Source organism: Streptomyces sp. NPDC026659 (assembly GCF_040638245.1).
Classification (GTDB): Bacteria; Actinomycetota; Actinomycetes; order Streptomycetales; family Streptomycetaceae; genus Streptomyces.
In genome coordinates this window covers 319,358-344,166 of the sequence record NZ_JBEZXY010000003.1, presented here as the reverse complement: position 1 = coordinate 344,166, position 24,809 = coordinate 319,358, and the positions used below count along the sequence as shown (strand labels likewise).

Annotated in this window: 22 protein-coding genes; 9 read left to right on the top strand and 13 right to left on the bottom strand. The window is 71.1% G+C overall.

Annotation, left to right across the window (positions count from 1 at the left end):
* Positions 1-2: 2 nt before the first annotated feature.
* From AB0E91_RS10460 to AB0E91_RS10450, 3 genes are all read right to left on the bottom strand, one after another.
* A complete protein-coding gene (locus tag AB0E91_RS10460) occupies positions 3-1,037 on the bottom strand; it encodes an AI-2E family transporter (RefSeq protein WP_361778165.1) in 1,035 nt (344 codons plus the stop codon).
* 359 nt (positions 1,038-1,396) lie between these two features.
* Complete coding sequence (locus tag AB0E91_RS10455) at positions 1,397-2,374, bottom strand: pirin family protein (protein WP_361778162.1); 978 nt, start codon at positions 2,372-2,374, stop codon at positions 1,397-1,399.
* Positions 2,375-2,488: 114 nt separating this feature from the next.
* On the bottom strand, positions 2,489-2,965 hold the full coding sequence (locus AB0E91_RS10450; protein WP_018547734.1) for an SseB family protein: 477 nt from the start codon (positions 2,963-2,965) through the stop codon (positions 2,489-2,491).
* Between the two features lie 211 nt (positions 2,966-3,176).
* Between AB0E91_RS10450 and AB0E91_RS10445 the strand changes: the two genes are divergently transcribed.
* The 3 genes from AB0E91_RS10445 to AB0E91_RS10435 all read left to right on the top strand — a co-directional run bounded on the left by AB0E91_RS10445 (position 3,177) and on the right by AB0E91_RS10435 (position 6,755).
* On the top strand, positions 3,177-5,003 hold the full coding sequence (locus AB0E91_RS10445) for an acyl-CoA dehydrogenase (protein ID WP_361778158.1): 1,827 nt from the start codon (positions 3,177-3,179) through the stop codon (positions 5,001-5,003).
* Positions 5,004-5,092: 89 nt separating this feature from the next.
* The gene (locus tag AB0E91_RS10440; protein ID WP_361778155.1) at positions 5,093-6,433 is read left to right on the top strand and encodes a M18 family aminopeptidase; all 1,341 of its coding nucleotides are present in this window, start codon (positions 5,093-5,095) and stop codon (positions 6,431-6,433) included.
* 67 nt (positions 6,434-6,500) lie between these two features.
* Positions 6,501-6,755 (top strand): DUF6458 family protein, encoded by a 255-nt coding sequence (locus AB0E91_RS10435; RefSeq protein WP_361778152.1) that lies wholly within the window; start codon positions 6,501-6,503, stop codon positions 6,753-6,755.
* 43 nt (positions 6,756-6,798) lie between these two features.
* On the opposite strand, the gene AB0E91_RS10430 is transcribed toward AB0E91_RS10435, so the two are convergent.
* From AB0E91_RS10430 to AB0E91_RS10420, 3 genes are all read right to left on the bottom strand, one after another.
* Complete coding sequence (locus AB0E91_RS10430) at positions 6,799-8,619, bottom strand: thioredoxin-like domain-containing protein (RefSeq protein ID WP_361778150.1); 1,821 nt, start codon at positions 8,617-8,619, stop codon at positions 6,799-6,801.
* A 71-nt stretch (positions 8,620-8,690) separates the two neighbouring features.
* Entirely contained in the window at positions 8,691-9,191 is a 501-nt protein-coding gene (locus AB0E91_RS10425; protein ID WP_361778148.1) for an NUDIX hydrolase, read from the bottom strand.
* A 23-nt stretch (positions 9,192-9,214) separates the two neighbouring features.
* Entirely contained in the window at positions 9,215-9,610 is a 396-nt protein-coding gene (locus AB0E91_RS10420; RefSeq protein WP_361778146.1) for a cupin domain-containing protein, read from the bottom strand.
* A gap of 52 nt (positions 9,611-9,662) precedes the next feature.
* On the opposite strand from AB0E91_RS10420, the gene AB0E91_RS10415 reads away from it, so the two are divergent.
* Together AB0E91_RS10415 and AB0E91_RS10410 are read left to right on the top strand one after the other, a co-directional pair.
* Positions 9,663-10,751, top strand: a complete 1,089-nt coding sequence (locus AB0E91_RS10415; protein ID WP_361778143.1) for a helix-turn-helix domain-containing protein — start codon at positions 9,663-9,665, stop codon at positions 10,749-10,751.
* Complete coding sequence (locus tag AB0E91_RS10410; RefSeq protein WP_361778140.1) at positions 10,748-11,242, top strand: LURP-one-related family protein; 495 nt, start codon at positions 10,748-10,750, stop codon at positions 11,240-11,242. The genes AB0E91_RS10415 and AB0E91_RS10410 overlap by 4 nt, the downstream gene beginning before the upstream one ends.
* Positions 11,243-11,263: 21 nt before the next feature.
* On the opposite strand, the gene AB0E91_RS10405 is transcribed toward AB0E91_RS10410, so the two are convergent.
* The gene (locus AB0E91_RS10405; RefSeq protein WP_361778137.1) at positions 11,264-12,058 is read right to left on the bottom strand and encodes a carbon-nitrogen family hydrolase; all 795 of its coding nucleotides are present in this window, start codon (positions 12,056-12,058) and stop codon (positions 11,264-11,266) included.
* A 217-nt stretch (positions 12,059-12,275) separates the two neighbouring features.
* Between AB0E91_RS10405 and AB0E91_RS10400 the strand changes: the two genes are divergently transcribed.
* A complete protein-coding gene (locus AB0E91_RS10400) occupies positions 12,276-13,100 on the top strand; it encodes a maleylpyruvate isomerase family mycothiol-dependent enzyme (RefSeq protein WP_361778134.1) in 825 nt (274 codons plus the stop codon).
* Positions 13,101-13,456: 356 nt separating this feature from the next.
* Here AB0E91_RS10400 and AB0E91_RS10395 read toward each other — a convergent pair whose 3' ends face one another.
* Positions 13,457-14,779: an MFS transporter gene (locus tag AB0E91_RS10395; protein ID WP_361778131.1), complete on the bottom strand. Its 1,323-nt coding sequence runs from the start codon at positions 14,777-14,779 to the stop codon at positions 13,457-13,459.
* On the bottom strand, positions 14,776-15,426 hold the full coding sequence (locus AB0E91_RS10390) for a GntR family transcriptional regulator (protein ID WP_361778128.1): 651 nt from the start codon (positions 15,424-15,426) through the stop codon (positions 14,776-14,778). The genes AB0E91_RS10395 and AB0E91_RS10390 overlap by 4 nt, the downstream gene beginning before the upstream one ends.
* Positions 15,427-15,638: 212 nt before the next feature.
* Here AB0E91_RS10390 and AB0E91_RS10385 point away from each other — a divergent pair, with 212 nt between their 5' ends.
* Complete coding sequence (locus tag AB0E91_RS10385; protein ID WP_361778125.1) at positions 15,639-16,535, top strand: D-alanyl-D-alanine carboxypeptidase; 897 nt, start codon at positions 15,639-15,641, stop codon at positions 16,533-16,535.
* A 207-nt stretch (positions 16,536-16,742) separates the two neighbouring features.
* A complete protein-coding gene (locus AB0E91_RS10380; RefSeq protein ID WP_361778122.1) occupies positions 16,743-17,690 on the top strand; it encodes a Bro-N domain-containing protein in 948 nt (315 codons plus the stop codon).
* 75 nt (positions 17,691-17,765) lie between these two features.
* On the opposite strand, the gene AB0E91_RS10375 is transcribed toward AB0E91_RS10380, so the two are convergent.
* The 3 genes from AB0E91_RS10375 to pdhA are packed head-to-tail and all read right to left on the bottom strand — an operon-like array spanning position 17,766 to position 21,367.
* Positions 17,766-19,157, bottom strand: coding sequence for a dihydrolipoamide acetyltransferase family protein (locus AB0E91_RS10375; RefSeq protein ID WP_361778119.1), 1,392 nt, complete (start codon positions 19,155-19,157; stop codon positions 17,766-17,768).
* Between the two features lie 10 nt (positions 19,158-19,167).
* On the bottom strand, positions 19,168-20,145 hold the full coding sequence (locus AB0E91_RS10370; protein WP_161182423.1) for an alpha-ketoacid dehydrogenase subunit beta: 978 nt from the start codon (positions 20,143-20,145) through the stop codon (positions 19,168-19,170).
* 1 nt (position 20,146) lies between these two features.
* Positions 20,147-21,367, bottom strand: a complete 1,221-nt coding sequence (pdhA, locus tag AB0E91_RS10365; RefSeq protein ID WP_361778116.1) for a pyruvate dehydrogenase (acetyl-transferring) E1 component subunit alpha — start codon at positions 21,365-21,367, stop codon at positions 20,147-20,149.
* 590 nt (positions 21,368-21,957) lie between these two features.
* On the opposite strand from pdhA, the gene AB0E91_RS10360 reads away from it, so the two are divergent.
* The gene (locus AB0E91_RS10360) at positions 21,958-22,974 is read left to right on the top strand and encodes a phosphotransferase (RefSeq protein WP_361778113.1); all 1,017 of its coding nucleotides are present in this window, start codon (positions 21,958-21,960) and stop codon (positions 22,972-22,974) included.
* 99 nt (positions 22,975-23,073) lie between these two features.
* Here AB0E91_RS10360 and AB0E91_RS10355 read toward each other — a convergent pair whose 3' ends face one another.
* Positions 23,074-24,774: a protein kinase gene (locus AB0E91_RS10355; RefSeq protein WP_361778110.1), complete on the bottom strand. Its 1,701-nt coding sequence runs from the start codon at positions 24,772-24,774 to the stop codon at positions 23,074-23,076.
* Between the last annotated feature and the right edge of the window lie 35 nt (positions 24,775-24,809).

Sequence of the window (24,809 nt, the reverse complement as noted above, 5' to 3'; positions counted from 1 at the left end):
CTCTAGGTCCTGTCGTCGTACCGGGTCCGCAGTTCGCCGACGATTCCGAAGAACGCCGCCGTGAGCGGGACCGCGAGCAGCATGCCGAGGATGCCCGCGACCGAGGCCCCGGCGGTGATCGTCAGCATCACCACGGCAGGGTGCATCTGGACGGTACGGCTCTGGATGGCCGGCTGGAGGACGTGCCCCTCGAGGACTTGTACGGCGAGGACGACCCCGAGTGCCCACAGGGCGATGACGAAGCCCCGGTCCGCGAGCGCGACCAGGACGGCGACGGCGCCGGAGAGGAAGGCGCCGAGGTAGGGGATGTAGGCGCTGACGAAGACGAGCGCGCCCAGCCCGACCGCGCCGGGTACGCGCAGGATCAGCAGGCCGATGGTGATGCAGACGGCGTCGATGAGCGCGATGAGCGTCGTCCCGCGCATGAAGCCCTCGACCGCCTCGAAGGCCCGGCGGGCCATGGCCTCCAGCAGGTCGGCGGTGCCGCCGGGGGCGAGGGTGCGCAGTGCCTTGAGGGCGCGGTGGGAGTCGCGGAGGAAGAAGAAGACGAGGAGCAGGGCGAGTACGGCGATGGCGATGGACTCGCCGACGATGCTGACGCCGCTGATGACGTTGGACACCGCAGTGCCGCCGAACTTCTCCAGCAGTTTGCGGGAGTTGGCGGCGAGGTCGTCCAGGCCGGTGCCCGCGGCTCCGAAGTGCCGGGCGACCGCCTTGGCGGCGTCCCTCAGCGAGGCGATGATCTGGTCGCCGGTGTCCACGAGGGCGGCGACGACGATGTAGACGGCGCCGCCGACCACGGCGACGACTGCTACGCAGGTCAGGGCCGCGGCGAGGCTGGCGTTCAGCTTGGCCCTGATCATCCAGCGGTACAGGGGGCCCAGTAGCGCGGTGCCCAGCAGGGCGAGGAGTACGGGGACGACCGCTGTCCTCAGCTCGCCGCAGAGCCGGATGCCTACCCAGCCGACCCCGGCGATGAGCAGCAGGACGACACACCAGGCCGCGAAGCGGCGGACGGGGTCGGGCAGTAGCTGCACTTGTTCAGCGGATCATGGGCTGGCCTCGGCTGTCGTGCTGCGGCGGGCCGGGCGGGTGAGGCGCCGTCCCTCCACGCACCGCCCCAGGGGGCTCCCGCCCCCTGGACCCCCGGCCTATGCCCACCCACCACCCGACTCGGTAAGTCGAGAAGTGGGCCACCAAACCGGCCGACTCGGTAGGTCGAGAAGCGGGCCGCCTAACCGCCCGACTCGGCGGGTCGAGAAGTGACCCCCTGGCTGGCCCGACTCGGTAAGTCGAGAAGCGAGCCCCCGACCGACCCAACCCGGTAAGTCGAAACGCCGCCGCCCGGCAGACGCCGTTGTCTGCCGGGCGGCGGGGTTCGCGAGCGGGCGGTGGCTCAGGCCTCCGGCCCCGTCTCCGTCATCCCGTGGACCGCGGGAACCGTGCCGAGGCGGCCCTTCTGGAAGTCCTCGAAGGCCTGCATGAGCTGTTCCTTGGTGTTCATGACGAACGGGCCGTAGTGGGCCATGGGCTCACGGATGGGCCGGCCGCCGAGGAGGACGACCTCGAGGTCGGGGGTGTGGGCGTCCTGCTTCTCGTCGGCGCGGACGGTCAGCGAGGAGCCGGTGCCGAAGACGGCGGTCTGGCCGGTGTGGACGGGACGACGCTCGGTGCCGACCGACCCGCGTCCGGCGAGGACGTACGCCAGGCCGTTGAAGTCCTCGCGCCAGGGCAGGGTGATCTCGGCACCCGGCGCCAGGGTCGCGTGGACCATGACGATCGGGGTGTGCGTGATGCCGGGGCCCTCGTGGCCGTCCAGCTCACCGGCGATGACGCGCAGCAGCGCGCCGCCGTCCGGGGAGGTGAGCAGCTGCACGCTGCCCGCGCGGATGTCCTGGTAGCGGGGGGCCATCATCTTGTCCTTGGCCGGGAGGTTCACCCACAGCTGGAGCCCGTGGAAGAGACCGCCCGAGACGACGAGGTGCTCCGGCGGCGCCTCGATGTGCAGCAGACCGGAGCCCGCCGTCATCCACTGGGTGTCGCCGTTGGTGATGGTGCCGCCACCGCCGTTGGAGTCCTGGTGGTCGAAGACGCCGTCGATGATGTAGGTCACGGTCTCGAAGCCGCGGTGGGGGTGCCAGGGGGTGCCCTTGGGCTCGCCCGGCGCGTACTCCACCTCACCCATCTGGTCCATCATGATGAACGGGTCGAGGTGGCGGTAGTTGATGCCGGCGAACGCCCGGCGCACCGGGAAGCCCTCGCCTTCGAAACCGCTCGGAGCGGTCGCGACGGTCAGCACCGGACGCGACACGGCGTCGGCGGGAGCGGTCACACGGGGCAGCGTCAACGGGTTCTCGACGGTCACTGCGGGCATGGTCGGTACCTCCTTGTGGGACCACTTTAGTTGAGCGTTGAACTTTCCGCCAGTCACAACAGAGAGGGCCCGGAGGAAATTCCCTCCGGGCCCGGGGTGGGGTGGGTCACCCCGTCAGCCGCCGTACATGCGGCGCATCGCGAACTCGACCATCTGCTCGACGGCCTTCGCGTCGAACACCATCCGGTGCTCGCCCTCCATGTCGACCACGAAGCCGTAGCCGGTCGGGAGGAGGTCGATCACCTCGGCGCCGGTGATCACGAAGTACTTGGACTCCTTGCCCGCGTACCGCCGCAGCTCCTTGAGCGAGGTGAACATCGGGATCACCGGCTGCTGGGTGTTGTGCAGGGCGAGGAAGCCCGGGGTGTCGCCGCGCGGGCAGTACACCTTGGACGTGGCGAACACCTGCTGGAAGTCCTCGGCGGACATCGAGCCCGTGGTGAACGCGCGCACCGCGTCCGCGAGGGAGGGCGGGGACGGCTCGGGGTAGAGCGGCGGCTGCTGGCCGTATCCGCCGACACCGCCGGGCATCTGCTGCTGCGGTGGGACGTACTGCTGCTGAGCGCCCACGTTCTGGTCGTAGCCGTACATGCGCGCAAGCCTATCGAGCCGGAGCCCCGGCGCCAGGGGGTGTCGGGAGCTCGGGCCGGCGGGCACCCCCCGGGGCCGGGCGGAGCCTCCGCACAGCGAACCCCCGCGGGGTTGCTTCTTATTACCGACGGGTAGCATCATCGGAGCTACTAGTTGGTACGTGAACCAGATGCGAGGAGATAGTGCCTCGCCGAGACCTGACGGAGTCACCATGGGGCACTACAAGTCCAATCTCCGCGACATCGAGTTCAACCTCTTCGAAGTCCTCGGCCGCGACAAGCTCTACGGCACCGGCCCCTTCGAGGAGATGGACACCGACACCGCCAAGTCCGTCCTGGCGGAGCTGACCCGGCTCTCGGAGAACGAGCTGGCCGAGTCCTTCGTGGACGCCGACCGCAACCCGCCGGTCTTCGACCCCGAGACGAACACCGCGCCGGTCCCGGCGTCCTTCAAGAAGAGCTACAAGGCCTTCATGGACTCCGAGTACTGGCGCCTCGGCCTGCCCGAGGAGATCGGCGGCACCAACACCCCGCCGTCCCTGATCTGGGCGTACGCGGAGCTGGTGCTCGGCGCCAACCCCGCCATCTGGATGTACTCCTCCGGCCCGGCGTTCGCGCGCATCCTCTTCGAGGAGGGCACCGAGGAGCAGAAGAAGTGGGCGGAGATCGCGGTCGAGAAGACCTGGGGCTCCACCATGGTCCTCACCGAGCCCGACGCGGGCTCGGACGTCGGCGCCGGCCGCACCAAGGCCGTCCAGCAGGAGGACGGCTCCTGGCACATCGAGGGCGTGAAGCGCTTCATCACCTCCGGTGAGCACGACATGGAGGAGAACATCCTCCACTACGTGCTGGCGCGTCCCGAGGGCGCCGGTCCCGGCACCAAGGGTCTCTCCCTCTTCCTCGTCCCGAAGTTCCTCTTCGACGGCGAGTCCGGCGAGCTGGGCGAGCGCAACGGCGTCTACGCGACCAACGTCGAGCACAAGATGGGCCTCAAGGCGTCCAACACCTGCGAGATGACCTTCGGCGACCGCCACCCCGCCAAGGGCTGGCTGATCGGCGACAAGCACGACGGCATCCGCCAGATGTTCCGCATCATCGAGTTCGCCCGCATGATGGTCGGCACGAAGGCGATCTCCACGCTGTCGACGGGCTACCTCAACGCGCTGGAGTACGCCAAGGAGCGCGTCCAGGGTCCGGACCTGGCGAACTTCATGGACAAGGCCGCGCCCAAGGTCACCATCACGCACCACCCCGACGTGCGCCGCTCGCTGATGACGCAGAAGGCGTACGCGGAGGGCATGCGCGCCCTCGTCCTCCACACCGCCTCCGTCCAGGACGCGATCGCGGTCAAGGAGGCGAACGGCGAGGACGCCTCGGCCGAGCACGCGCTGAACGACCTGCTCCTGCCCATCGTCAAGGGCTACGGCTCCGAGAAGGGCTACGAGCAGCTCGCCCAGTCGCTGCAGACCTTCGGCGGCTCCGGGTTCCTCCAGGAGTACCCGATCGAGCAGTACATCCGCGACGCCAAGATCGACACCCTCTACGAGGGCACCACGGCGATCCAGGGCCAGGACTTCTTCTTCCGGAAGATCGTCCGCAACCAGGGCGCGGCGCTCAACGGCATCGCCGAGGACATCAAGAAGTTCCTGGCGCTCGGCACCGGCGGCGAGGAGCTGGCGGGCGCCCGCGAGCACCTGGCCAAGGCGGCCGTGGAGCTGGAGGCCATCGTCGGTCTGATGCTGACCGACCTCGCGGCCACCGAGCAGGACGTCAAGAACATCTACAAGGTGGGCCTCAACACCACCCGCCTGCTGCTTGCCTCTGGTGACGTGATCGTCGGCTACCTGCTGCTGCGCGGTGCCGCCGTCGCCGCCGAGAAGCTGGAGACGGCCTCCGCCAAGGACAAGCCGTTCTACACCGGCAAGATCGCCGCGGCGAAGTTCTTCGCGGCCAACGTCCTGCCCGGCGTGACCCTGGCCCGCAAGGTCGCCGGCACCGTCGACCTGGACCTGATGGAGCTGGACGAGGCCGCCTTCTAAGTTCTGGCGTTCCGGCTCTTCCCCAACTGCCGCGGGCCCGCTCCCCTCTTGCCGGGAGCGGGCCCGCGCACGTCGTTAAGGTAAACGCCATGAGCGCACCGTCCCGCTTCGACCGCGGCCACACCGACGACCTGATGAGCTTCCTCGCGGCGAGTCCCACGCCGTACCACGCCGTGGCGAACGCCGCCGCGCGGCTGGAGAAGGCGGGCTTCCGGCAGGTCGCCGAGACCGACGCCTGGGACACCCCGGCGGGCACCGGCACCGGTGGCCGGTACGTGCTGCGCGGCGGCGCGATCATCGCCTGGTACGTCCCCGAGGGCGCCGAACCGCACACCCCGTTCCGGATCGTCGGGGCGCACACCGACTCCCCGAGCCTCAGGATCAAGCCGCAGCCGGACAGCGGCGCGCACGGCTTCCGGCAGGTCGCGGTGGAGATCTACGGCGGCCCGCTGATGAACTCCTGGCTCGACCGCGACCTCGGCCTCGCCGGGCGGCTGACCCTGCGTGGGGGCACCTCCCAGGCTTTCGGCACTGGGGGAGGTTCCACCGTCCTCGTCGACGTGGACCGGCCGCTGCTGCGGGTGCCCCAGCTCGCCATCCACCTGGACCGCACGGTGAGCACCGACGGCCTCAAGCTCGACAAGCAGCGCCACCTCCAGCCCGTGTGGGGTCTCGGCGACGACGTCCGCGAGGGCGACCTGATCGCCTTCCTGGAGGAGGAGGCCGGTCTTGACGCCGGTTCGGTGACCGGCTGGGACCTGATGACGTACCCCGTGGAGCCGCCCGCCTACCTGGGCCGCGACCGCGAGCTGGTCGCCGGTCCCCGCATGGACAACCTGCTCTCCGTGCACGCCGGTACGGCCGCGCTGATCGCCGCCGCGACCTCGGGCGCCCCGCTCCCGCACATCCCGGTGCTGGCCGCCTTCGACCACGAGGAGACCGGCTCCCAGTCCGACACCGGCGCCGACGGCCCGCTGCTCGGCACCGTCCTGGAGCGTTCCGTACTCGCCCGGGGCGGCACCTTCGAGGACCGCGCCCGCGCCTTCGCCGGCACCGTCTGCCTCTCCTCCGACACCGGCCACGCCGTGCACCCCAACTACGCGGAGCGGCACGACCCGACGCACCACCCGCGCCTCAACGGCGGCCCGATCCTCAAGGTGAACGTCAACAACCGCTACGCCACGGACGGTTCGGGGCGCGCCCTGTTCGCCGCCGCCTGCGAGCGGGCCGGTGTGCCGTACCAGACCTTCGTCTCGCACAACTCGATGCCCTGCGGCACCACCATCGGACCGATCACCGCGGCCCGGCACGGGATCACCACGGTCGACATCGGCGTGGCGATCCTGTCCATGCACAGCGTGCGCGAACTGTGCGGCGCCGACGACCCGTTCCTCCTCGCGAACGCCCTCGCGGCTTTCCTGGAGGGCTAGTTGGGCTGATGCCGGGTACCCGAGCGGGACCGGAGATTCCGGAACCGTGAAGGGGAGGCGAGTCCTCATGGGTCTCGGAGGCTGCATCATCCTGATCGCCGTGGGCGCGATCCTCACGTTCGCCACCGACTGGCACATGAACGGGGTCGATCTCGACCTGGTCGGCGTCATCTTCATGGCCACGGGCCTGATCGGGCTGGCCACGTTCAGCGGGATCGCCCGCCGCAGGCGCGTGGTGGTGCCCCCGACGACCCCGGTCGTCGAGGAGGAACCCCACCGCCACGCGCACCGCGACGGGTACAGCGACGGCTACGGCGTCTGAGCGGGCCGGGACTTGAGGAGTCCCGGCCACAACTCGGCGAGTCCTAGCGCTCGTCCATCCCGGCAAGGACCAGCGGCAGCCGGTCCGCGCCCGCCTCGGTGAGGCGGACCGGGACGCCCCAGTCCTGCTGGTGGACATGGCAGGCCGGGTACTCGTTGGCCGGGTCGTCGTCGCAGGACGCGGCCATCGCCGAGACGTGCAGCACGCCCTCGGTGACGGCCGGGTTCAGCTCCAGCTCGCGGCTCAGGTCCGTGTCCGCGCCCTCGCCCTTGAGCAGCAGCTCGGGCGGGGTGGAGGAGACCAGGAGCCGGGTCGAGGGGCCGTAGCGCAGGTCCAGCTTCTGGCCCGCCGGGGCCTGGAAGATCACGTCCAGGAGCAGCCGGCCCGGAGCAACCTCGGTCGCGGCGCGCTGGGTGCGGTGGGCGACCGCCTCCACCCGGACCGCCTCCTCGGGCAGCCGCAGCCGGGTCAGCCGGTGCCGGGCCGACTCGACGACCACGATGTCCTCGCCGACCAGCACGGCGTCGCTCGGCTCGCGCAGATCGGTCGCCAGCGTGGTGACCTCGCCGGTCGCGGGGTCGAAGCGGCGCAGGGCGTGGTTGTAGGTGTCGGCGACGGCGACCGAGCCGTCCGGGAGCGCGGTGACGCCCAACGGGTGCTGGAACAGGGCCTGTTCGGCGGCGCCGTCGCGGTGTCCGAAGTCGAAGAGCCCGGTGCCGACGGCCGTGTGGACATGGCCGTCCAGGTCGACCCAGCGCAGCGCGGAGGTCTCGGAGTCCGCGAGCCAGAGCCGGTCCTCGGTCGCGGCGAGACCGGAGGGCTGCGCGAACCACGCCTCGGTGCCCGGGCCGTCGACCAGGCCCTCGTTGGTGGTTCCGGCCGCGACCTCGACGGTGCCCGCCGCCGGGTCGTACGTCCACAGCTGGTGGACGCCCGCCATGGCGATCCACACCTTGCCGCCGAAGACGGCGACGTCCCACGGGGAGGACAGCGCGGTCTCGCGGGCCGGGCCCGAGGTCGGGTTGCCCTGCATCCACTGCTTGCCGGTGCCCGCCAGCGTGGTCACCTCGCCGGTGGCGAGGTCGAGGCGGCGCAGGGCGTGGTTCACGGTGTCGGCGACGACCACCGCGCCGTCGTCGAGGAGCGCGAGGCCCTGCGGCTCGTTGAAGGACGCCCGCTCGGCGGCGCCGTCCGCCAGCCCCCGGTCGCCGGAGCCGATGCGGCGCACGACGCTCTCGCCGTCCGCCGACAGCTCGACCAGCTGGTGCCGGGTGGTGTCGCTGACCAGGAAGTTCCCCGAGGGCAGCAGCAGCGCCTTGCCGGGGAAGCGGAGCACGGTCGGCTCGGGCTCGGGCGCCACGTACGGGCCGTCGCCCCGGCGCAGGGTGCCCTTGGCCTCGTGCTCGGCCTCCAGCTCCTCGACCAGCTTCTCGATCGCGTGCGCGTGACCCTCACCGGCGTGCTGCGCGACGACGTACCCCTCGGGGTCGATCACCACGAGCGTCGGCCAGGCGCGCACCGCGTACTGCTTCCAGGTGGCCAGCTCCGGGTCGTCGAGCACCGGGTGCTCCACGCCGTACCGCTCCACCGCGTCCACCACGGCCTGGTGCTCGGCCTCGTGGACGAACTTCGGCGAGTGCACGCCGATGATCACCACGGTGTCCCGGTGCCGCTCCTCCAGCTCGCGCAGCTCGTCCAGGACGTGCAGGCAGTTGATGCAGCAGAAGGTCCAGAAGTCCAGGACGACGATGCGTCCACGCAGGTCGGCGAGGGTGTACTGCTGGTCGCCCGTGTTCAGCCAGCCACCCTTGCCGATCAGCTCGGGGGCGCGGACACGGGTACGACGAGGTGCGGAGTCGGTCATGTGTCAAGGGTGCCACTCGCGTGCGAACACCCCGTAACCGCCGTACGACGTCACGCTCGGCGCCCGGCCGGTCACCAGCGGGCGAGCAGGGTCTCCTCGCCGTCCCGGTAGCGGTACATCCACGTGCTCCCCGGTGCGGCCGCCCCGCTCAGGTACGCGACGACCGGGTCCCGCTGCACGGCGCTGTCCAGCGCGCCGAGCAGCTCCAGAGCCTCGGCCAGGGGGAAGAAGGCCGCGTGCTCGATGTCGCTGTCCTCCGGCGCGACCTCCCCCTCCCACCGGTCGATCTCGAAGGCGACGGCCAGTGCGGAGGGGTGGCTCTCGGAGTCGATGTGCAGGAGGAACGCGGTGCGCACCGGGTCGCCGACCAGGAGCCCGGTCTCCTCGCGCAGCTCGCGCCGGAGCGCCTCGTGCATCAGCTCGCCGTCCTCGACCCCGCCGCCGGGCAGCGACCAGAGCGCCTCGCCGTGGGCACCGAGGCTCTCCCGGACGAGCAGCACCTCCTCGCCCCGGCGGACGATGCCGATGGCGAGCTGCACCCGGGGCGCCGGGGCCTTCGACTCCGCTGTCATACAGCCGACCGTACGGGACGGGGTCAGTCCAGCGCGTGGCCCGTCGTCGCGTCCACGTGGTCCGGGATCTCCTCGTGCCGGTCGCCGACGCTGAGCGTGCCGGTGGGTTCGAGGACCAGGATCTCGGTGGGGACGGGGGCGTACGGCTTGTGCTCGGTGCCGCGCGGGACGGTGAAGACCGAGCCCTTGGGCAGTGTCACGGTGCGTTCACCGGCGGGCTCGCGCAGGGAGATGTGCAGCTCGCCGGAGAGCACGAGGAAGAACTCGTCGGTGTCGTCGTGCGCGTGCCAGAGGTGTTCGCCCTCCACCTTGGCGACCCGTACGTCGTAGTCGTTGACCGACGTGACGATGCGCGGGCTCCACCGGTCGGAGAAGGAGGCGAGGACCGTCTCCAGGGACAGGGGTTCACTGGTTGCCATGGCTCCATGCTGCGGGCGCGCGCTGGGACCGCACGAGTGCTAGAAATCGCACATGGCGCAAGAATCCTCTCAGCCTCCGGAGCCGGTGCGCCCGCACCGGGTACGCCCCCATCGGGTCGCCGTGATCGTGGACGAGGGCACCAACCCCTTCGAGATGGGCGTCGCCACCGAGCTGTTCGGCCTGCCCCGCCCGGAGCTGGGCCTGCCGGGGCCGCTGTACGAGGTCACGCTGTGCACGCCCACCCCCGAGGTGCGGATGAACCACGGCTTCTTCACGCTGACCGGGGTGCCGGGCCTGGAGGCGGCGGCCGAGGCGGACACCCTGATCGTGCCGGGGCGCCCGGACAACGTGGTCCCGCGCCGCCCCGCCGTCCTGGACGCCATCCGCGACGCGCACGCGCGCGGCACCCGCGTCGTCAGCTTCTGCACGGGCACCTTCGCCCTCGCCGAGGCGGGCCTCCTCGACGGCCGCCGGGCCACCACCCACTGGCGCTGGGTGGACACCTTCCGGGACCTGCACCCGAAGGTCCTGCTGGAGCCGGACGTGCTCTACGTGGACGACGGCGACGTGCTCACCGCGTCGGGCAGCGCCGCCGCGCTCGATCTCGGCCTGCACATCTGGCGCACCGACCACGGCGCCGAGATCGCCAACGCCGTCTCCCGCCGTCTGGTCTTCGCCGCCCACCGCGACGGCGGACAGCGGCAGTTCGTGGAACGCCCGCTGCCCGAGATCCCCGACGGCTCGCTCGGCCCGCTGCTGGCCTGGGCGCAGGAACGGCTCGGCGACCCCCTCACGGTGGCGGACCTGGCCGCCCGCGCGGCCCTCTCCCCGGCCACCCTGCACCGCCGCTTCCGTACCCAGCTGGGCACGACCCCGCTGGCCTGGCTCACCGGCGAGCGGGTGGCTCTGGCCTGCCGGCTGATCGAGCGCGGCGAACTGCGCCTGGACGTGGTGGCGGCGCGCAGCGGCCTGGGTACGGCGGCCAGTCTGCGGGCCCGGCTGCGGCGCGAGACGGGGCTGAGCCCCTCGGAGTACCGCAGGCGCTTCGGTCCGCCGGGCGGGGCGGCGAGGACGGACGGGGCGGCGAGGACGGGCCGGGCGGTGAGGAACGGTCCCCGCCGGGGAAGCGGTCCCTCATGAGATTCCTCGTACGCGACCGTATCTTCGGCATCGGTGACGACTACTGGATCGAGGACGACCAGGGCCGCAAGGTCTACCTCGTCGACGGCAAGGCCCTCCGGCTGCGCGACACCTTCGAGCTGAAGGACGCCCAGGGCCGCGTCCTGATCGACATCCACAAGAAGATGTTCGCCCTGCGCGACACCATGGTGATCGAACGGGACGGCGAGGGCCTGGCCACCGTCAAGCGCAAGCACTTCTCCCTGCTGCGCAACCACTACCGCGTCCGTCTGACCGACGGCACCGAACTCGACGTCAGCGGCAAGATCCTCGACCGCGAGTTCGCGATCGAGTACGACGGCGAACTCCTCGCCGTGATCTCCCGCCGTCTGCTGACGGTGCGGGAGACCTACGGCGTGGACGTCGTACGGGACGACGCGGACCCGGCGCTCCTGATCGCGGTGGCGGTGTGCGTGATCCACCTGGCGGAGAAGGAGCGGGAGGAGGGGTAACGCCGTTGCCGGTGCCGGGCTTCAGCGGCGCGGGGGCTCCAGGCCGAGCACCCGGTCCTTGAGGGCGGGGAACTGCTCGCGGGTCTCGGCCACCTTCGCGGGGTCGAACTCGACCGTGAGGACCTCCTCGCCCGCGCCCGCCTCGGCCAGCACCTCGCCCCACGGATCGACCACGATCGAGTGACCCGCCTGCGGAACTCCGGCGTGCGTACCGGCCGTTCCACAGGCGAGCACGAACGCCTGGTTCTCGACCGCCCGCGCCCGGGCGAGGAGCGTCCAGTGCGCGCGCCGCCGTTCGGGCCAGCCGGCCGGGAGCACCAGGGTCTCGGCACCGGCGGCGGTCAGCGAGCGGAAGAGCTCGGGGAAGCGGAGGTCGTAGCAGGTGCCGAGGCCGAGGGTGGTGTCCGGCAGCCGGACCGTGACCAGGTCGCTGCCCGCGCCCATCAGCACGGCCTCGCCCCGGTCGAAGCCGAAGCGGTGGATCTTGCGGTAGACGGCGGCCAGGTCGCCGGAGGGGGAGAAGACGAGCGAGGTGTTGTAGAGGGGGCCCTCGGGGTCGCGTTCCGGGATCGACCCGGCGTGCAGCCACACGCCCGCGTCCGCGGCGGCCTTGGCCATCGCCTCGTGGGTGGGGCCGTCCAGGGGCTCGGCCCCGGGCCCGAAGTCCTCGTAGGCGAAGGCGCCGGTGGTCCACAGTTCGGGCAGGACCACGAGGTCCGCACCGGCCTGCTCGCGCACCAGTGCGACCGCGCGTTGCCGCCGGTCAGCCACTGATTCACGCTCGTCCACGGCGATCTGGATCAGCGAGGCGCGCACACTACCACCGTCCTGGCATTCGAGTCGTTCCCACGGGCCTACGATCGTCACACGAAAGCACTGCCTGGGGGCCTCCGAGCAGCGTAACTTGGGGGTCTCCCCCGCTCACGCGAAGCCGAGAGCGGAGGAGTCTCCAGACACCGCCGAGTGCAGCCGCCGCCCGCCGGCAAGCCGTTCGATCCTGCCCGTGTACCGACCGCCGAGGGGTTCCCGTTCCGTGAGTCTGCATCCCACCCTCCAGCCCTACGCCGATGCCTGGACCCACTCCGTCGACGCGATATCCGAGCTGGTCAACCCGCTTGTCGAGGGGGAGTGGAACCGGCGCACGCCCTGCCCCGGCTGGTCGGTGCGGGACGTGGTCTCGCACGTCATCGGCCTGGACTGCGAGATGCTCGGCGACCCCCGGCCGATCCACGCGCTGCCCCGCGACCTCTTCCACGTCACCAACGAGCAGCAGCGGTACATGGAGATGCAGGTCGACGTCCGCCGCCACCACACGGCGCCCGAGATGACGTCCGAGCTGGAGTACACGATCATCCGGCGCAACCGCCAGCTGCGCAACGAGTCCCGCGAGCCGGGCACGCTGGTGCGCGGGCCGTTCGGCAAGGAGATCACCCTCGAAGAGGCCATGCGGCGGCGGGCGTTCGACGTCTGGGTGCACGAGCAGGACCTGCGCACCGCCCTCGGCCGTCCCGGCAACCTCGACTCCCCGGGCGCGCTCGTCACCCGCGACGTGCTCCTGCTCGCGCTGCCCAAGGTCGTCGCCAAGAACGCGGACGCGCCCCGCAGTTCGGCCATCGTCTTCGACGTCCACGGGCCCGTCGAGTTCCTCCGCACCATCCGCGTCGACATCCAGGGCCGGGGCACCCTCGAAACCGCCCCCGCCCTCGGCCCCGCCGCCTCCTTCACCCTCGATTGGGAGACCTACTTCAGGCTCGCCTGCGGCCGGGTGACCCCGGAGTCGGTCGCGGACCGGGTGAAGACGGAGGGCGACCCGGAGCTGGTGTCGGCGATCCTGCGGAACTTCACCATCACGCCGTAGCCTCCGGCGGTTCGGCGGGGGATCGGGAGCGGTGTCCTCGGTGTGGTGCGGTGGGTCGACCCCCAGCGGTTGCCCCCGCGCCATGGGCCGACCAGGCGGTCGAGGCCCCGGTTCGAGGCCCCAGGTCGAGGCCCCGGGCCAAGGCGCCGGGTCGAGGCGCCAGGTCGAGGCCCCGAGCGGGGCAGAGCGGGCACCCCGTACGAGCGTCCGCACCTGATCAGGGTGGCCCGGTACGAGCAGCCCGCGAGGCCGCCCGCCCCCGGCTGCGCCACCCGCACGCGCGACCGGCTCCGCCCCATCGGGGCGCCCCCCCATGCCCAGGCGCCCTTCACAGCACCCGGAGTCGACCCCGCTCCTCACGCTGCGGGCACATGCACCGTCTCCACCCGGCTCGCCACCAGCCGCTCCCGCTCACGGCGGGCCGCGCGGCCGCGCAGGCGGAGGATCTGGACGATGCCGACGGCCTGGAGGACGAAGACCGCGGAAAAGGCGATCGCGTAGTCGTCGCCGGTGGCGTCCAGGAGCACGCCGATCGCGAACAGCGTCGTCATGGAGGCGATGAAGCCGCCCATGTTGGTGATGCCGGAGGCGGTGCCCTGGCGCTCGGGCGGGTTGGCGGGGCGGGCGAAGTCGAAGCCGAGCATCGAGGCGGGGCCGCAGGCGCCGAGGACCACGCAGAGGACGAGGAGCAGCACCAGGGGGGCGTGGTCACCGGGCCAGGCGAGGGTGAGCGCCCAGAACAGGGCGGTCGCGGCGACCGTGCCGAGGGCCAGCGGCAGCCGGGCCGCGTGGTGCCGGGCGACGATCTGGCCGTAGACAAGGCCGACGACCATGTTGGACAGGACGACCAGCGTGAGGAGTTCACCGGCCACCGCCCGGCTGAGCCCCTGTGCCTCGACCAGGAACGGCAAGCCCCACAGCAGCAGGAACACCATCGCCGGGAACTGGGTGGTGAAGTGCACCCACATGCCGAGCCGGGTGCCGGGCTCCCGCCAGGACTCGGCGATCTGACGGCGTACGTACGCGGCACCGTGGTGCGGGGACGGCTCCGGCTCGTGCCCCTCGGGGTGGTCCTTGAGGAACAGCAGCGTCAGGACCAGCACGACCACACCCGCGAGCGCGCTGCCCGCGAACGCCGGGGTCCAGCCGAGCCCGTGCAGCAGCCGCGCGAGGACAAGGGTGGAGACGAGGTTGCCCGCCATGCCGGCCAGCGCCGCGAGCTGGGCGATCATCGGGCCGCGCCGCGCCGGGAACCACCGGGTGCCCAGCCGGAGCACGCTGATGAAGGTCATCGCGTCGCCGCAGCCGAGCAGCGCGCGGGAGGCGAGGGCGGTGCCGTACGAGGGGGAGAAGGCGAAGCCGAGCTGACCGGCGGTGAAGAGGACGGCGCCGATGCCCAGCACCTTCTTGGTGCCGAGGCGGTCGACCAGGAGGCCGACGGGTATCTGCATCCCCGCGTACACCAGCAGTTGGAGGATCGAGAACGTCGACAGCTGCGAGGCGCCGACGTGGAAGCGGTCGGCCGCGTCCAGGCCCGCGACGCCGAGCGAGGTGCGGAAGATGACGGCGACGAAGTAGACCGCGACGCCCGTGCACCACACGGCGACCGCGCGTCGGCCGCCCGGCGGGTCACCCGGCAGGACGCTGCCCCGGCCGATCGCGTCTCCGCGCGCGCTCATCGCACCTCCCCGCGCGCCAGGTGGGAGAACCAGCCCACGTGCCGGTGCACGACCTCGACCGCCGCCTCGGCGTCGCCGGAGCGCAGCGCGTCCAGGATCTCCGCGTGCTCGGCGAGGGTCTTGGCGATGCGGTCCGGGTGGGAGTGCATGACGGCGACGCCCATCCTCAACTGCCGGTCGCGCAGCTGGTCGTAGAGGCGGGAAAGGATCTCGTTCCCCCCGCTGCGGACGATCTCGGCGTGGAAGCGGCGGTCGGTGACGGCGGCCTCGGCAAAGTCACCGGCTGCGGCCTGCTCCCGCTGCCGCTCCAGCAGTTCGGTCAGCCGCTCCACCAGAGCGGGCGGGGCGGGTACGGCCTTGCGGGCGGAGTGTTCCTCCACGAGCAGCCGGGTCTCCACCACGTCCGCGATCTCCTGCGCGGAGACCGGCAGCACCAGGGCGCCCTTCTTCGGGTACAGCCGCAGCAGCCCCTCGGCCTCCAGGCGCAGCAGGGCCTCGCGGACGGGGGTGCGCGAAACGCCCACCGCCTCGGCCAGTTCACCCTCGGTGAGAAGGGTGCCGCCCTCGTAACTGCGGTCGAGGACACCTTGTTTGACGTGGGCGTAGACGCGTTCCGCGGCGGGTGGCTGCCTGGTGGCCGTTTGCATGGCCACAGGATAGATACAACAGGTGTCCGTCGGGGAGTGCCGTCCATGATGCGGACCGGGTCATGACGCCCCGTAAAGACGGCGGAAAAAATCTCTCCGCACCCCGCAACCATCCACCGCTCACGGGTGTCACACACGTGCGGCCACGCTTTTATGCCACCTCAACCAGGCCGCTATTCACAGGGCATTCAAGACAATCGAGGTATTTCGCTTTGATTACCGGCATCAAGGGCTCCCGCCTCCGCAAGGCCGCCGCCGTCGCCGTGACGTCCGGCGCCCTGCTCACCACCGGCGCCCTCACCGCGGCCCCCGCGCAGGCCGTCACCACGCCCTCGATCGTGGCCGCGGGCGGCTATGTGATGAACAACTCGACGGGCGCGTCGCTGTACACGAAGGCCGCGGACACCCGGCGTTCCACCGGCTCGACCACCAAGATCATGACCGCCAAGGTCGTGCTGGCGCAGCCGAACCTCAACCTGGACGCCAAGGTCGTGATCCCGAAGGGCGCCAGCGACTACATCGTCGCCAACAACGGCTCCTCCGCAGGCCTCATCGTCGGCGACAAGGTCACCGTCCGTCAGCTGCTGTACGGCCTGATGCTGCCGTCCGGCTGCGACGCGGCCTACGTCCTCGCGGACAAGTTCGGCGCGGGCACCACCCACACCGCCCGGGTGAACTCCTTCCTCGGCAAGATGAACTCCGCCGCGAAGAGCCTGGGTCTGAAGAACACGCACTTCGACTCCTTCGACGGCATCGGCCGGGGTTCCAACTACTCGACCCCGCGCGACCTGACGAAGATCGCCAGCAGCGCGATGAAGAACGCCACGTTCCGCACGATCGTCAAGACCAAGTCGTACACGGCCAAGACGGTCACCAAGACCGGCAGCACGCGCACGATGAAGGCGTGGACCAACACGAACACGCTGCTCAACAACTACAGCGGCACCATCGGCGTGAAGACCGGCTCCGGCCCCGAGGCCAAGTACTGCCTGGTCTTCGCCGCCACCCGTAACGGCAAGACGGTCATCGGCACGGTGCTCGCCTCGACGTCGGTCTCCCAGCGCGAGACGGACGCGAAGAAGCTCCTGAACTACGGCTTCGCCAAGTAACGCCACCCGCAGCCTGGGGAGAGGGGCCCGCCGCAGCCATTCCGGCCGCGGCGGGCCTCTGGCATATGCGGGCCATTTCTCACTAGCACGCCCGGCCAGGCCGAAACCCGGGAATCACGCCGCTTCCCTCGCAATCGTGAACATCCCGTCCCCCAACTGGCATATGCGAATTCCTCCGCCCTACGTTCCGGCTCGGAGGTGACGCACATGAACGAACCCAGCAACCGCCCCGACGCGTCCGCACACCACGAGGCCATCGACATCAGCGACTTCGTGTACGCGGCGACCGGAGCCCGCGTCCGTCGGCTGACGATGCCGGACGGGAGTCATTGGTTCCCGGCGGTGGATGTGTGCCGGCAACTGGGCCACACGAACGCCCGCAAAGCTCTCTCGGACCATGTCCCCGAGGCCCATCGAGAGACGATCGAGAGCGTAACTGGAGGTTACGCTCTCAGCATTCCCGCAGGTAGAGAGTGGCGCCGAGACATGAATCTGATCGACCTCCAGGGTCTGATCCTCTTGGTGAACGCCTGCACCAAACCCGCCTGCGCCCCCTTCAAGGAGTGGGTCGCGGAAGTGATCGAGACCGTACAGCGAGAGGGTTCGTACTCTCTCGAAGAGGCCGAGGTACAGCCGACCGCTCCCGGATCCCCCATCGCCTACGCGATGCCGGACCAGGTCGCGGAAGCGATCGTCCGTCTGGAGGCGCACAACCTCCAACTGGACGCGGAGTTGGCGAGCGCACAGCGCGAATCACTGGCGCTGCAAAGGGAGATGCTCGCCACGCAGCACGCCACGCTGACGGCGCAACAGGCCATCGCGGACGCGATGGGGCGGATCGCGGACCGGCTCGACGGCCTGACCCTCACCCGGGTCACCGCTCCCACCGGCCACGCCACCACCGCCTCCGTCCTGGCCGACTGGCGCGAACGGCTGTCCGTGACGGAAGACGTCTGGACCGTGGCGGTCGTCATCGCCCCGGTCCTCGTCGAAAAGGGAGAACTCCGCGAGCCCCTCGAATCCATCGCGGCCCGCACCGGGTTGACCGTCCGCCGGGTCAACGAATGCCTGCGCCTGCTCCGCAAACACGCCTGTATTCGCTCTCGCGGCGGAGCGGAGAACGGGGCGCCGGTGTACGTGCTCGGCCGGGACTGACCGGTGCCGAGAAAATGCCGAGACAGTGACTGGAGGTCACTGTCTCGGCATTTCCGCAGGTGAAAAGGGCACTCACTACGCCCAGGTCATCAACCGCTTCGGCTGTTCCAGAATCGCCGCCACGTCTGCCAGGAACTTGGAGCCCAGTTCGCCGTCGACCAGGCGGTGGTCGAAGCTCAGTGCCAGCGTGGTGACCTGGCGGGGCTTGATCTTGCCCTTGTGGACCCAGGGCTGGAGCTTGATCGCGCCGACCGCGAGGATCGCGGACTCACCCGGGTTGAGGATGGGCGTGCCGGTGTCGACGCCGAAGACGCCGACGTTGGTGATGGTGATCGTGCCGCCCTGCATGGCCGCCGGGGAGGTCTTGCCCTCGCGGGCCGTCGTCACCAGGTCGCCCAGCGCCTCGGAGAGCTGCGGGAGCGTCTTGGACTGCGCGTCCTTGATGTTCGGCACGATCAGACCGCGCGGGGTGGCCGCGGCGATGCCCAGGTTGACGTAGTGCTTCAGCACGATCTCCTGGGCGGCCTCGTCCCAGGACGCGTTGATGTCCGGGTTGCGCCGGATCGCCACCAGGATCGCCTTGGCGATCAGCAGCAGCGGGTTGACCCGCAGCCCCTGGAACTCCTTGTCCTGCTTGAGTTCCTCGACCAGCTTCATCGTCCGCGTCACGTCCACCGTCACGAACTCCGTGACGTGCGGCGCCGTGAACGCCGAGCCGATCATCGCCTGCGCGGTCGCCTTGCGGACGCCCTTGACCGGGATGCGGGTCTCGCGGGCCGTGTCGTACGCCGGCACCGGCACCACCGCGGGAGCGGGAGCCGTCGGCACCTCGGTCACGGGCTCCGCCGGGGCCACCGCCGCGTGCACGTCCTCGCGGGTGATGATCCCGTCCGGGCCGGACGGCGTCACCGTGGCGAGGTCGACGCCCAGGTCCTTGGCCAGCTTGCGCACCGGCGGCTTGGCCAGCGGGCGCTCCTTCACGGGCGCGGCCGTGGTCGCGCCCGTACCGTGGCCGTTCAGCTCGGACTGGACCGCCTGCGCGGCCGCGGACACCGTCACCTCGGGGCCCTTGCGCGGGCGCCGCTTGGTGGAGGACGCCGCCACGCCGTACCCGACGAGCACCGGCTGACGCTTCTGCGGCTCGGCCTCCTCCTCGGCAACCGGAGCAACAGCCTCCGGCTCCGCGACCACCGCCGGCGCCTCACCGCCCGACACGTCCACGGCGATGATCGACATGCCCACGTCGACCGTCGTCCCCTCGGGGAAGCGCAGCTCGCGCACCACCCCGTCGTAGGGGATGGGGAGTTCGACGGCCGCCTTGGCGGTCTCGACCTCGCACACCACCTGGCCGTCGGTGACCTTGTCGCCCACCTGCACGTACCACTTGAGGATCTCGGCCTCGGTGAGCCCCTCGCCCACGTCGGGCATCTTGAACTCGCGCACGGAAGCTTCCGTCATCGTCGTCACGAAACCTTCCTCAGTACGCCAGGGCGCGGTCGACGGCGTCGAGCACCCGGTCCAGGCTCGGCAGGTACTCCTCCTCCAGGCGGGCCGGCGGGTACGGGGCGTGGTAGCCGCCGACCCGGAGCACCGGGGCCTCCAGGTGGTAGAAGCAGCGCTCGGTGATGCGCGCGGCGATCTCCGCGCCGGAGCCGAAGAACACCGGCGCCTCGTGGACGACCACCAGGCGGCGGGTCTTCTCCACCGAGGTCTGGATCGCGTCGAAGTCCAGCGGGGAGACCGAGCGCAGGTCCAGGACCTCCAGGGACTTGCCCTCCTCGGCGGCCGCCGCGGCAACCTCCTGGCAGAGCTTGACCATGGGGCCGTAGGCGGCCAGCGTCAGGTCGGTGCCCTCGCGGACCACACGGGCCTTGTGCAGCGGGGCCGGGATCGCCTCGAAGTCGACCTCGCCCTTGTCCCAGTAGCGCCGCTTGGGCTCGAAGTAGATCACCGGGTCGTCGCTCTGGATGGCCTGCTGCATCATCCAGTAGGCGTCCGACGCGTTGGACGGGCTGACGATCTTCAGGCCGGCCACGTGCGCGAACAGCGCCTCGGGGGACTCCGAGTGGTGCTCGACCGCGCCGATGCCGCCGCCGTAGGGGATGCGCACGACGACGGGCATCTTGACCTTGCCCAGCGAGCGCGCGTGCATCTTCGCCAGCTGCGTGACGATCTGGTCGTACGCCGGGAAGACGAAGCCGTCGAACTGGATCTCCACCACCGGGCGGTAGCCGCGCAGGGCCAGGCCGATCGCGGTGCCGACGATGCCGGACTCGGCCAGCGGGGTGTCGATGACCCGGCTCTCGCCGAAGTCCTTCTGGAGCCCGTCGGTCACCCGGAACACGCCGCCGAGCTTGCCGACGTCCTCACCCATCACCAGGACCTTGGGGTCCTCGTCCAGGGCGCGCCGCAGCGACTCGTTGATCGCCTTGGCCAGAGCCATCTTCTCGGCCATCTCAGTTGCCCCCCTCTACGTCCGCGAACGACGCCTGGTAGGCGGCGAACTGGGCGCGCTCCTCGTCGACGAGCGCGTGCCCGTCCGCGTACACGTTCTCGAAAATGGCGAACCGGTCCGGGTCGGGCATGGCGCGGACCGCTTCGCGCACTCGTTTGCCCAACGCCTCGGACTCGGCCTCCAGTTCCGCGAAGAATCCCTCGTCCGTGTGGTTTCCGGCCTCCAGGTACCGGCGCAGGCGCAGGATCGGGTCCTTCGCCTCCCAGGCCTGGCGCTCCTCGTCGCCCCGGTAGCGGGTGGGGTCGTCGGAGGTGGTGTGGGCGCCCATCCGGTAGGTGAACGCCTCGACCAGGGTCGGGCCCTCGCCGTCGCGGGCGCGCTCCAGCGCCCAGCGGGTCACGGCGAGGCAGGCCAGCACGTCGTTGCCGTCGACGCGGATGCCGGGGAAGCCGTAGCCCTGCGCACGCTGGTAGAGCGGGACGCGGGTCTGCTTCTCGGTGGGCTCGGAGATCGCCCACTGGTTGTTCTGGCAGAAGAACACGACGGGAGCGTTGTAGACCGCGGAGAACGTGAAGGACTCCGCCACGTCGCCCTGGCTGGAGGCGCCGTCGCCGAAGTAGGCGATCACGGCCGAGTCCGCGCCGTCCTTGGCCACGCCCATCGCGTAGCCGGTGGCGTGCAGCGTCTGCGAGCCGATGACGATCGTGTACAGGTGGAAGTTGTTGCCGTTCGGGTCCCAGCCGCCGTTGTTCACGCCGCGGAACATGCCGAGCAGGTTGGCCGGGTCGACCCCGCGGCACCAGGCGACGCCGTGCTCGCGGTAGGTCGGGAAGACGTAGTCGTCCTCGCGGGTGGCGCGTCCCGAACCGATCTGGGCGGCCTCCTGGCCGAGCAGCGAGGCCCACAGGCCCAGCTCGCCCTGGCGCTGCAGGGCGGTGGCCTCGGCGTCGAAGCGGCGGGTGAGCACCATGTCGCGGTAGAGACCGCGCAGCTCCTCGGGGGTGATGCCGTCGACGTACGCGTCGAACTCGGCGTTCGCCACGCGCTCGCCCTCGGGCGTCAGCAACTGCACCAGCTCGGGCTCGGTGCTCTTCTTCGCGGTGCTGCGGGTGGCGCGGGTGGTGCGCCCGGTGCCGGTGGCTGCGGTGCTGCCGCCGGTCTTCCCGGTCTTGCCTGCGGCGCCGCGTCGCGGCTTGCGCGCGGCACTGCTGTCCACGGTCACGTGTGCTCCTCCGTCGTTCCGGCTCCCGGGGTTGCCGGTGAGCCTGAGGTCCCCCTTGCTCGGTCGGAGCCGGGGGGAGCGGCCACCTGTTCACGTCCACCGGGCACGGGGTGGGTGCCACTCGGCCGGGAACAGGCGTGACAGGTGCCCCGGCGAGCGCCCTGCGACATTTACGTTACCCAGTGCTCCACATTTCTGTGAAACCCCACCTGACCTGCGATTTTGCTTGGATATCCAAGTAAATCGACAGAGTCCGGAAGTTCCCTGGTCACAGCCTTGCAGGAGGCCGGAGCAACGGCACGTTATCCCGCGCACCCAGGTCACGGGAAGACTCCGGGCACGAGTGCGCACGGGCGTGGCGCGGGGTTTACCGCCGGGTTCGGCGCCGGGCGCGGCATGGGCGGCGCACGGGCGCGGCACCCCTTTTCCGGAATTCCCCGGACGCCCTTCGAAAACCGCCCCGGAGTTCACGGCGGTACATCGTGTGACCGAATGCGATCGGCGGCGACTGCCTGTGACAAGGCCCAGCTCACGGCTGCTTTTCGTGCCCTAGCATCTGCCGCGTGCAGCGCCTTTGTGTACCACCCCCCGTGCCCCACGCGCCCCCACTTGGCGCCTTGTTACGCCTTTACGGAGCCGGTACGGCCCTCGCCTGCGAACCGGTCGACCAGGGGCTGCTCAACCGGGGGTACCGGGTGCGCACCACCCGGGGCCACTACTTCCTCAAGCACCACTTCGACCCGGACACCGCCGACCCCGCCGCCATCGAGCGGCGCCACCGGGCCACCGGGCGGCTGGCCGCGGTCGGGGTGCCGGTCGCCCAGCCGCTGACCCACAGCGAGGGCCGCACGGTCGCCGTGATCGGCGGTCACGCCTACGCCCTGCACCCCTGGATCGACGGCGGCCACCGGCACGGCGGCCAGCTCACGCGCGCCCAGAGCGCACGCCTGGGCGCACTGCTTGGCGCCGTGCATGCCTGTCTGGAGCGCGTGATGCCGCCCAAGGGACGCACCCGCCCGGCCACGCACCCGCACCCCGTGGAGAGCGCCGACCCGGCCGACACCCACGCCCTCATCGACGACCTGCTCGGCCACGTCAGCCGCCACCGGCCCGCCGACGCCTTCGACGAACTGGCAAGACACCGGCTGCTGGAACGTCGTGACCTGCTGGAACAGCACGCGGGACGGCGTCCGCCGCGCGGCGGTCCGGTGGGCTGGGTGCACGGCGACTTCCACCCGTTCAACCTGCTCTACGTCGACGACGCCCCGGCCGCCATCGTCGACTGGGACCGGCTCGGGGTGCAGCCGCGCGCCGAGGAGGCGGTCCGCGCCGCCGCGATCTTCTTCCTGCGGCCCGCGGGCACGCTGGACCTGCCGAAGGTCAGGGCGTACGCCCGCACGTACCGGCGTGCGGCCCGCGCCACGCCCTCGGAGCTGGCGGCGGCCGTGCACCGGGTGTGGTGGGAGCGCCTGAACGACTTCTGGATGCTGCGCTGGCACTACGAGCGCGGTGACACCCGCGCCGACTGCCAGTTCCCGGCCGCCTCCGCCCTCGTGGCGTGGTGGACCCGTGAGTACGAGGCGGTCTGCGACGCCTTCACGGGCTGAGCGGGCGTCACGAGCCGGGTGGCCCTCATGGGCCGGGCGCCCGGCCCCGGCGGCCCGGCCCCGTCACGACGACGTCGTGGGGGCCGGGGCCGACGGCCTTCAAGTCCCGTCGCCGCCCGCGCTGCCCGCGGTCGCGGTGCCCTGGGTGGTGCCGCTGCCTGCCGTCGTGCCCTGGTCCGTGCCACTGCCGGCGGTGGTGCCTTGATCCGTGCCGCTGCCTGCCGTCGTGCCCTGGTCCGTGCCACTGCCGGCGGTGGTGCCCTGGTCCGTGCCACTGCCTGCCGTCGTGCCCTGGTCCGTGCCACTGCCAGTGGTGGTGCCCTGGTCGGAGGTGCCGCCGTCCGTGGTGTCCGTGGGGTCGTCCGTCGGGTCCGAGGTGGTGGGCTGGCTCTGGGGGTACGACGGCGTCCGGTAACCGCCGCCGCTGTAGCCGCCCGAACCGCCGCCCTGCGTGCCCGTGTTCTGCTCGGGCGTATCGGTGGTGTCGTTGTCGTCGGGCGTCTCGGTGGCCTTGTCGTCCTTGTCCTGGGTCTGGGAGTGACTCGGCGACGGCTTGTCCTTCGGGGTTTCCTTCCCGCCCGAGTTGTTCAGCGCGAGCGCGACACCGGCCACCACCGCGACCACCGCGAGCGCGGCGAGCAGCCACAGCTTGCCGCGGCCGCTGCCCCGGTTGCCGCTGCCCTCGAAGCCGCCGTCGTCGCCGTGGCCGTAACCGCCCGGCAGGATCGGCTGCGGGATCTGCGTGGTGCCGCCGCCGTAACCGCCGGCCTGGGGCATCACCGTGGTGCCCGCGAAGCCGCCGGGCGGGGTGTGCCGGGCCTCGGGGGCGTCGACCGGTCCGGTGTTCCAGGTGCCGGTGTGGCTGCCCTGGTCGTACAGCATCTGCAGGCCGTACTGGATCAGGCCGCGCATCTCCTCGGCCGTCTGGAACCGGTCGTCGGGCTCCTTGGCGAGCGAGCGCATGACCAGGCCGTCCAGCTCCGGCGGGGCGCCGGCGGCGACCTGCGAGGGCGGCACCGGCATGTCCTGGACGTGCTGGTAGACCACCGAGAGCGGGGTCTCGCCGGTGAACGGGGGCCGCAGCGCGAGGAGTTCGTAGAGCAGGCAGCCGGTCGCGTACAGGTCGGAGCGGTGGTCGACGGCCTTGCCGAGCGCCTGCTCAGGGGAGAGGTACTGGGGGGTGCCCATGACCATGCCGGTCTGGGTCATCGTCGACTGCGCGCCGTGCAGGGCGCGCGCGATGCCGAAGTCCATCACCTTGACCGCGCCGTTGTCGGTGATGATGACGTTGGCGGGCTTGATGTCGCGGTGCACGATGCCGTGCTGGTGCGAGTAGGCGAGCGCGTCCAGCACCCCGGAGACGATGATCAGGGCCTGCTCGGGGCCCGGCGCATCGGCGTCGATCAGCAGATCGCGGATGGTGCGGCCCTCGACCAGCTCCATGACGATGTACGGCACGGCCTGGCCGTTCACCTCGTCCTCGCCGGAGTCGTACACGGCGACGATGGAGTGGTGGTTGAGCCCGGCGACCGACTGGGCCTCGCGCGTGAAGCGCGCCTTGGACACCGGGTCCTCGGCGAGGTCCGCGCGGAGCAGCTTGACCGCGACGGTGCGGCCCAGGCGGATGTCCTCGGCCGCGAACACCTCGGCCATGCCGCCCCGGCCGAGCCGGTGCGTCAGCCGGTAGCGGCCGTCGCCGACGAGTCCGGCGTTGCCCCACGCCTCCGGCGCGTCCGACATGCCGCCCGTGACCACCTCGGGGTCGTCGGACGGGCCCTGGGCGCCGTGCGTCTGTGCCATCGGTCCTCGCCGTCGTTTCTGCCCGCATTTCAAGC